Here is a 6,949-nt window from a genome sequence, read left to right on the forward strand (position 1 = left end):
GTCATTCCAGAAGCAATATCCAGCTGGGTCGGATCAGTCCACTCCGGGCCGTCAACCGGCCCGGAACGATCGCAACCACGACATTAGAAGCGGGTCGCGATACCGAAGTTGAATTCCTGCACGTTGTCGCTCGACTCTTTCTTGACCGGGATCGCATAGTCGATGCGGATCGGGCCGAACGGCGAAGCCCACATCAGGCCGACACCGACCGAGGCGCGCAGCTTCATGCCGACTGAATTCGCGGCTACATCTTCAAGCTTGTTGCCATAGAGCGTCGCCGCATCGGCAAACACAGCACCGCGCAAGCCGAAGCTTTCCGGAATGACCGGTAGCGGGAACTGGGCTTCCGCGGAGGCATTGAAATAAGTCGTGCCGCCAAGGTGATCACCGCTGCTGTCATTAGCCACGGGACCGATGCCGCCATACTCGAAGCCGCGGATCATGCGATCGTTGCTCTGGAACATATCGAAGATACGGAGATCGCCACTGCCGTAGCCCGCAATGTAACCTGCTCCGCCCGAGACCAAACCGACGATATCAAGCTGCTCCGACAAAGTCTGGTAGACGCTTGCGCGCCCGGTCACCTTGACCCACTTGGCGTCGCCGCCCAAGCCAGCAAACTCGGTCGTACCGGTGATATAAAGGCCCTCATGTGGGTTCTTCATGTCGTCGATGGTGTTGTAGACCAAACCGAGGCTGACCGACGACTTGAGCCAAGGACTTTCCGCAACACCGTCCCGAATAGCCTGGGAGATGGTGCATTTGGTGTTATCATACTGGCCGTTGGTCGTGCAATTGTCCGCCAGCGAGTACTTCTCTTGCGAGATATTGTATGCCAGCTGCGTCGAAATATTGTCGGTGATCGGCAAGCCGAAGCGAACGGTCGCGCCGGTGGTGTCCGTGTCGTAGTGATCGTATTCGCGGGTCGACTTGTAGATATCGAAGCCCGCAGCGATGCGCCGGCCGAGGAAATAGGGCTCGGTGAAGGACAGGGCGAAGTCGCGCGAATTCTTGCCGCCGCCGGCCGACAGCTTGATGTACTGGCCGCGGCCGAGGAAGTTGCGCTCCGTGATCGAACCCTCGATCGACGGCCCGGGCGTGTCGCCGCCGGTCGAATAGCCGGCGCCGACCGAGAATTCGCCGGTCGACTTCTCGACCACGTTGACCACGAGCACGACCTGGTCGGGCGCCGAGCCCGGAACCGTCGAAATGTCGACGGACTGAAAGTAATCAAGGTTTTCCAGCCGCTTCTTCGCGCGCTGGATGAGGACCTGGTTGAAGGCGTCGCCCTCGCTGACATCGAATTCGCGGCGGATGACATAGTCGCGCGTGCGGTCGTTGCCGCGAATTTCGATACGCTCGATATAGGCCTTGGTGCCCTGGTCGATGGTGTAGACGACCGAGATGGTGTGGTTCTCGAAATTGCGGTCGCCGCGCGGCGTCACCTGGGCGAAGGCATAGCCCGAGCCCGCGACCTTCTCGGTCAAGGCGACGATCGAATCCTCGACGTCCTTGGCGTTGTAGACGTCCCCCTTATGGGTTTCGACCACTGATTCCAGCGACTTCGAATCGACTTCGGGGATGGTGCTTTCCACGCTGACGTCGCCGAACGAGTAGCGGTCGCCTTCCTGCACGGTGATGGTGACCGTGTATTTGTTGGTGGTGTCGTCAAGCTCGCCGACGGCGGAGACGACCTGGAAATCGGCATAGCCGTGATTGTAGTAGAAGCGGCGCAGCAGCTCCTGGTCGGCGCGCAGCTTGTCCTCGTCATAGACGTCGTCGCGCAGCACGAAGGACAGCCAGGACGAGCGCTTGGTGTTGATGACGTCCGACAGGCGGCGGCTGGAATAGGCGTGGTTGCCGACGAAATTGATCGCCGCGATCTGGGTGCGGCCGCCTTCGTTGATGTTGAAGACCACGTTCACGCGGTTGTCGCCGAGATCCATGATCTGCGTGGTCACCGCAGCGTCGTCACGGCCAATGCGCTTATAAGCCGTCTTGACCGCCTCGACATCGGCGTCCAGCGCCTGCTGCGAGAAGGTCGCGCGCGGCTTCAGCTGGATAGCGGCCTGCAGCGCGTTGTCCTTCAGCTTCTTGTTGCCCTGGAACAGGACCTGGTTGACGACCTTGTATTCGGAAACCTTGACGACCAGGCTCGAACCGACCTGGTTGATCTGGACGTCCGAGAACAGCCCGGTGCCGAACAGCGCCTTGACGGCGTCGTCGATATCGGAACTGGAGAAAGGCTTGCCCGGCTTGATCGCGATGTAATTGCGGATGGTCTCGGCGTCGACGCGCTGGTTGCCGCTGACCTCGACCCGCGAAATGACCGCGGCCTCGGCCACGGATGTGGCGGCCAACTGCACTGCGAGCGCGCCTGGCACGACCAGAGCGGCGGACAAAGCCGCCGCGGAAGCGGCGCTCAGAAACTTGGATGCTGCCTTCATCGGGCTTTTGTACCTTTTTCTCGTAGTCCCCACGGCGAGAAAACCGGACGTGCGGTATTTTCCCTTACCGTATTAACCGGATTTTCCCTACACGCAAGGCTCCCGGTTAATTTGTATTTACTTAACCGTACCGCGTGGCTTTCGCGTCACGCATATCCCCACGCATGGTAAACGGCATCTCAATATGACCGGCGCTGAAGCCAAATTTCTTCATGATTTCAGCACCCAAACAGATCGTTCCAAAACACGAAGCCCATGAATCCGAGCACCAGGAACAGCCCGGTTCGATAGGCCATCTCCATCATCCGCTCCGAAACCGGCCGCCTTATGACGGCCTCCACGCCGTAGAACAACAGGTGGCCGCCGTCGAGAGGGGGAATCGGCAGGAGATTGAGAAATCCTATTCCGACTGACAGAAATGCAACAAGCTGCACCAGCCATTCGAAGCCGAGCTTGGCTGCCTGGCCCGACATCTTCGCGATCTTGATCGGACCGCCCAACTGGCATTTGTCCTCGCGTCCAAGCGCAAAGCGCTGCAGGAACTGGCCTGTGCGTTCGATCACATGCCCGGTTTCCTGGACCGCCGCTGCCAAGGCGCCGGCCGGTGTGTAGGAGATCAGGCGTGGCTGGCCGAGCTCGGCGTTGTTGACGACGCCGATCACCGCGACCTTGACCTTGTTGCCCAGCGCATCCTGCTGCTCCATGGGCTCCGGGGTGGCCGTGACGTCGATTTCCTTGCCGTCACGCAGCATGGTGAAGGTGATGGCGTCGCCGGCGCGGCCCGAAACCAGCCGCTGCACGTCGGCGAAGGTTTCCACCTTGCTGCCGTCGACTTTGACGAATCGGTCGCCTGGCTGGATTCCGGCTTTTTGCGCCGGGCTGCCGGCGGTGACTTCGGCCACGGTCGGCTCCAGGACCGGGCGGCCATAGACGGAAAACAGCACCGCGAACACGGCGATCGTCAGCAGGAAATTGAACAGCGGCCCCGCGACGACGGTAGCGGCGCGCTTCCAGATGGGTTGCGTGTGAAAGGCGACCTCGCGCTCGGCGTCAGTCAGCGATTCGAGCTCTTCCGTGCTCGGCTGGCTCGACGTCGCATTCATGTCGCCGACGAATTTGACGTAGCCGCCAAGCGGAATGGCGCAAAGTTTCCAGCGCGTGCCGTGGCGATCGTTGAATCCGAAAAGCTCGGGGCCGAAGCCGATGGAAAAAGCCTTCACGCCGATGCCGCACCAGCGGCCGATCAGATAGTGGCCCATCTCGTGGACGAACACGACCACGGTCAGCACGAACAGAAACGGCACGAGCGTGCCAAGGACGAAGCCTTGCGTGCTGAAGACCGCGTGAAAGATGTCGTTCAAGTCATGCCCTCAAATTCGCCCACACGCGACATTCCACCGCGACTGTGGCATCAATCCGGGCGAATCCGTGGCGCGCGCCATTTTTCGCCTTACCGCTGCGTCGTTCAGTTCGGAAACAGCCCCAGTGCCGGATGCTCGGCGCCCGCCGCGATCCAGCCCATGACGTACAGCGCGAACGCGGCCGCGACAAGCCCATCCACCCTGTCCATGACGCCGCCATGGCCGGGAATGAGATTGCTGGAATCCTTAGCGCCGTGCCGGCGCTTGACCCAGGATTCGAACAGGTCGCCAATCTGCGAAACGATCGAAAGCGCCAGCGCGACGAGGCCGAGCTGGATGAGATTGCCGGCGCCGGCCGCGATTGCGAGCAAAACTCCGGCGATAATGCCGCCGACCGCGCCGCCCAGCGCGCCACTCTGCGTCTTGCCGGGCGAGATCGACGGCGCGAGCTTCGGGCCGCCGACGGCGCGGCCGACGAAATAGGCCGCTATGTCGGTCGCCCAGACCACGGCGAACAGGAAGAGAATCGCAATCAGCCCGGAATGATTGTCGTCACGGAGATAGGCGAGTGAAAAGCCGGACAGAGCCGCGTAGGCCACCCCGGAGGCGTCCCAATGCGCTGCCCCCTTGATCCGGGCGGCGATGGCCGCGACCGCCACAAGGATCGCGACAAGGAAAAGCAGCCACAAGGCCGGCAGGCCGGCGATCAGCGCGCCGATGAAGATCAGAATCAGTGCCTCGGGCAGGAAGCCGAGAGCCGCGCCGTTGCCGGGGCGGGCCATGCGCGTCCATTCATAGAAGATCAGCGCCGCGATTGCCCCGCAGAACACCCGGAACGGCAATCCGCCGAGCCAGGTGAGCGCAAGCGTCAGAGCCGCCATCACGATTGCCGAGATGACGCGCAGCTGAAGGTTGCTCATGCGCGGCGGCGCCTAGAGCGCGACATCGCGGGCGGCGAGCCCGCCGAAGCGTCGTTCACGGCCGGCAAAGTCGCGCAAGGCGTCTGCCAGATGCTCGCGGCTGAAGTCCGGCCAATAGCAAGGCAGGAAGACAAGCTCGCTATAGGCGGCCTGCCAGAGAAGGAAGTTCGACAGCCTGAGCTCGCCGCTGGTCCGGATCACCAGCTCTGGATCGGGAATGCCCTTTGTATCGAGCGACGCGGCGAAGCTTTCCGCCGTAATCCCCTCGCTCGCCATGTCGCCGCGCGCGACAGCATCCGCCAGCTTGCGCGCCGTGCGCACGATCTCGTCACGGCCGCCATAGTTGAAGGCGATCACCAGCGTCAGCGCCTCGTTGCCGGCGGTCAGCGATTCGGCCTCCTGCAGCAGCCCCCTGATGTCGGGCTGCAGCCCCTCCTTGTCGCCGATCACCCTCACCCGCACCCCGTTCTGATGCAATTCGGCGAGATCGCGGCGGATGAACAGCTTCAAAAGCCCCATGAGGTCGCTGACCTCGGATTTCGGCCGCGACCAGTTCTCCGACGAAAAGGCGTAGACAGTCAGATAGGAGATGCCGAGCTCGGGCGCGGCGCGGACCGTCTTGCGCAAGGCCTCGACCCCGGCGCGGTGCCCGGCAAGCCGCGGCAGACCCCGCGCCTTGGCCCAGCGTCCATTCCCATCCATGATGATCGCGACATGCGCGGGCGTTGCCATAGTCTCGCTTTCGAGTCGGAAAACCCGACCCTAAACCTGCATGATTTCAGCTTCCTTATCGGAAAGCAGGTGATCGATGGTGCTGATCATCTCGTCGGTCAGCTTCTGGACCTGGTCGGACCGCTTGCGCTGGTCGTCCTCGCCGATGGTGCCATCCTTCTCGGCCTTCTTGAGGAAATCCATGCCGTCGCGGCGGACATGGCGCACCGCGACGCGCGCGTTCTCGGCATAACCATGAGAGATCTTGACCAGTTCCTTGCGGCGCTGCTCGTTGAGCTCGGGCAACGGGATCCTGAGCGTGGTGCCGTCGACGATCGGGTTGAAGCCCAGATTGGCTTCGCGGATGGCGCGGTCGACCGCGCTGACCATCGACTTGTCCCAGACCGACACCGAAATCATGCGCGGCTCCGGCACCGAGACGTTGGCGACCTGGTTGATCGGCATTGCCGTGCCGTAGGCCTGCACCTGGACGGCGTCGAGCAGGTTGCTGGAGGCCCGGCCGGTGCGCAGCGAAGCCAGGTCGTGCTTGAAGGCGGCGATCGCCCCGTCCATGCGTCGCTTCAGGTCTTCGTACTCGCCACTCATGATCATCTCCTCGACCCGTTCGCCGGGTTCACTGTTTCTATCGTTATTCGGTCCGCGGTTCCGCAGTCGTTTGACGGATCCTGGCGCCTGTTACTTGTCCGTGACGACCGTGCAATGGCCGCCGCCCCTCAGAATATCGCCGAAACCACCTTTTTCGTGGATCGAATAGACGATTATCGGAATGTTGTTTTCGCGCGCAAGTGCAATCGCTGCCGTATCCATGATCGCAAGCCCGCGTTTGATGACTTCGGCGTGGCTGATGCGGTCGAAGCGGACCGCGTTCGGGTCCTTCTTGGGATCGGCCGAATAGACGCCGTCGACCTGAGTGCCCTTGAACAGCGCATCGGCGCCGATCTCGGCGGCGCGAAGAGCCGCGGCCGAATCGGTGGTGAAGAACGGATTGCCGGTGCCGCCGGCGAAGATGACCACCTTGCCCTGGTTCATATAGGCGGTCGCTTGGCGCTGCGAAAAACTCTCGCAAAGCTCCGGCATGGCGATCGCCGAAAGCACGACGGCGTCGACGCCGATCTTGTTCAGCGAAGTGCGCAGCGCCAGCGAATTGATGACGGTGGCAAGCATGCCCATGTGATCGCCGGTGACGCGATCGCCGCCCTTCGAGGCGACGGCCACGCCGCGAAAGATGTTGCCGCCGCCGATGACGACGCCGACTTCGACGCCCAGCGCGCGGGCCTCGGCAATGTCGGCGGCGATGCGGTCGACCACCGAGACATCGATGCCGAAATGCTGCTCGCCCATCAACGCTTCGCCAGACGCTTTCAGCACGACACGTCGATAGAGGGGCTTCACCGTCATCTCATTCCTCGAAATCTCGGCGCGGCAAATTTGGAGGCAAAACCGCCCCCGCTTCATCCGGCGATGCTGTCATGACGGGTTGACCCGATAC

The 6,949-nt window shown here is 62.3% G+C and carries 6 protein-coding genes; all 6 read right to left on the reverse strand.

Going from position 1 to position 6,949, the window contains the following annotated elements:
- Positions 1 to 83: 83 nt before the first annotated feature.
- Positions 84 to 2,447, reverse strand: coding sequence for an outer membrane protein assembly factor BamA (gene bamA / locus EOD07_RS16690; protein ID WP_127236253.1), 2,364 nt, complete (start codon positions 2,445 to 2,447; stop codon positions 84 to 86).
- 218 nt (positions 2,448 to 2,665) lie between these two features.
- Positions 2,666 to 3,808: an RIP metalloprotease RseP gene (gene rseP, locus EOD07_RS16695; protein ID WP_073986802.1), complete on the reverse strand. Its 1,143-nt coding sequence runs from the start codon at positions 3,806 to 3,808 to the stop codon at positions 2,666 to 2,668.
- A gap of 104 nt (positions 3,809 to 3,912) precedes the next feature.
- A complete protein-coding gene (locus tag EOD07_RS16700) occupies positions 3,913 to 4,728 on the reverse strand; it encodes a phosphatidate cytidylyltransferase (RefSeq protein ID WP_127236254.1) in 816 nt (271 codons plus the stop codon).
- Between the two features lie 12 nt (positions 4,729 to 4,740).
- A complete protein-coding gene (locus EOD07_RS16705) occupies positions 4,741 to 5,460 on the reverse strand; it encodes an isoprenyl transferase (protein ID WP_127236255.1) in 720 nt (239 codons plus the stop codon).
- Positions 5,461 to 5,490: 30 nt separating this feature from the next.
- Entirely contained in the window at positions 5,491 to 6,045 is a 555-nt protein-coding gene (gene frr / locus EOD07_RS16710) for a ribosome recycling factor (protein WP_082048627.1), read from the reverse strand.
- A gap of 90 nt (positions 6,046 to 6,135) precedes the next feature.
- Entirely contained in the window at positions 6,136 to 6,858 is a 723-nt protein-coding gene (gene pyrH, locus EOD07_RS16715) for a UMP kinase (protein WP_040987265.1), read from the reverse strand.
- Between the last annotated feature and the right edge of the window lie 91 nt (positions 6,859 to 6,949).

Source organism: Mesorhizobium sp. M2C.T.Ca.TU.002.02.1.1 (genome assembly GCF_003997225.1).